Raw genomic sequence first — 2,066 nt, 5'->3', positions numbered from 1 at the left:
GCTCATTGTAGTGCCGGCCGCTGGCCGGCAACCACGCGATCGTTGGCGGCATCGTGCGGWGCCGGCCAGCGGCCGGCACTACAATGAGCGCATTGCAACCACTGGCTGGACCTTCATGGCTTCGATCCGCATCGCGATGGCGCAGTTTGATTTCCCGGTGGGCGCGGTGGCGCAGAACACCGACAACATCATCGCGATGATCGCCGAGGCGCGTGATGAGTACGGCGCCGAGCTGGTGGTGTTCCCGGAACTGGCGATCAGCGGCTACCCGCCGGAAGACCTGCTGCTGCGTCCGGGCTTCCTGTACGACTGTGAGCAGGCGCTCACGCGCATCGCCGCCGCCGCAACCGGCATCGCCGTCGTGGTCGGCTGGCCGCAGGCGGCGGGTGCGGTGGTCTACAACGCCGCCAGCGTGCTGCGCGATGGCAAGGTGGAGCACACCTACCGCAAGCGCGAGCTGCCCAATTACGCGGTGTTCGACGAGCGCCGCTACTTCGACGTGGACCCGGACGGTGGCAGCTGCGTGTTCGAGCTGAAGGGCGTGCCGGTCGGCGTGCTGATCTGCGAGGACCTGTGGTTCGCCGAGCCGCTGGCCGACACCGTGCGCGACGGTGCGCAGCTGGTGCTGGTGCCCAACGCCTCGCCCTATGAGCGCGGCAAGCATGCCCAGCGCGATGCGCTGCTGGCCGAACGCACGCGTGAGAGCGGGGCGGCGATCGCCTACCTCAACGTGGTCGGTGGCCAGGACGCACTGGTGTTCGATGGCGCCTCGGTCGTGGCCGACGGCGACGGCACCGTGCACCCGGCCGCGGCGGCATTCACCGACCAGTGGCTGGTGGTGGATTACGACGCGCAGACGCGCCGTTTCCTGCCGCGCGAGTGGATCGACGACGGCGATGAGAGCATGGACGCGCTGGCCTGGCGCGCGGTGACCCGTGGCATCCAGGATTACTGCCGCAAGAACGGCTTCAAGAAGGTGTGGCTGGGTCTGTCCGGCGGCATCGATTCGGCGCTGGTGCTGGCCATGGCGGTGGACGCGCTGGGCGCGGACAACGTCACTGCGGTGCGGCTGCCGTCGCGCTATACCGCCGGCGTGTCCAACGACCTGGCTGCCGAGCAGTGCCGCGCGCTGGGCGTGAAACTGGAAGCGGTGTCGATCGAGCCGGTGTTCGAGGGGCTCATGGCTGCGCTCGGCCCGATGTTCGAAGGGCAGGCTGCCGACGTCACCGAAGAGAACCTGCAGTCGCGCAGCCGCGGCGTGATCCTGATGGCGCTGTCGAACAAGTTCGGCGGGCTGCTGCTGACCACCGGCAACAAGAGCGAGTATGCGGTGGGTTACGCGACCATCTACGGCGACATGTGCGGTGGCTATGCGCCGCTCAAGGACCTGTACAAGACCGAGGTGTTCGGCCTGTCCAAGTGGCGCAACACCGTGGGCGGCGCGCCGGTGATTCCGCCGGCGGTGATCAGCCGCCCGCCCTCGGCCGAGCTGCGCGACAACCAGACCGACCAGGACTCGTTGCCGGCCTACGACGTGCTCGATGGCATCCTGTACCGCTACGTGGACCAGGAGCAGTCGCGCGAGGAGATCGTGGCGGCCGGGTACGCTGCCGACGTGGTGGACCGGGTGCTGCGCCTGGTGCGCACCAGCGAGTGGAAGCGCCACCAGGCCGCCCCGGGTCCGAAGGTGTCGCGGCGCGCGTTCGGGCGCGAGCGCCGGTATCCGATCAGCAACGGCTACAAGGGCTGACCGGCAAGACCGATAGGTGCAGGGGCGCAGTTGGGGGATATCCCCGTGCGGGCCGGTGCCCGCCCTGGCATCCGGGAGGCGCAAGGCACGGTAGAGCCGGCTGCTGGCCCGCTCCCATACCCTCTGCAGCACGCGGAGGAGCCGACCGGCGGTCGGCACTACCGTAAAGAAAAGGTGCTTCGCCTCTATGCGGGGCAGGCAGACGTGTGCTTTGACCCGTTCCAGGCGCGGTGGTCGGTGGGYCGGGCGCTGGACCCCCATGCCCTTTCCGGCGACGCCCCCGGCGTCGGCCTGCGGCCGCCCCGTCCTCCTCCTT

Annotated in this window: 1 protein-coding gene; it reads left to right on the top strand. The window is 69.2% G+C overall.

Annotation, left to right across the window (positions count from 1 at the left end; all coding sequences use genetic code 11):
* Positions 1-115 precede the first annotated feature (115 nt).
* Positions 116-1,750 carry an NAD+ synthase gene (locus AC1DR7_RS20255; protein WP_478051525.1) on the top strand — a complete coding sequence of 545 codons (1,635 nt, stop codon included), beginning with the start codon at positions 116-118 and terminating at the stop codon, positions 1,748-1,750.
* The last annotated feature ends 316 nt before the right edge of the window (positions 1,751-2,066 follow it).

This window comes from Stenotrophomonas sp. P5_A9, from assembly GCF_056400525.1.
The sequence above is the reverse complement of the archived record's forward strand: the minus strand, read 5'-3'. Positions and strand labels throughout refer to the sequence as shown.

What these genes read in the sequence shown, in the direction of transcription:
- AC1DR7_RS20255 (WP_478051525.1), top strand. Translation starts at nt 116, where the DNA reads ATGGCTTCGATCCGCATCGCGATGGCGCAGTTTGATTTCCCGGTGGGC.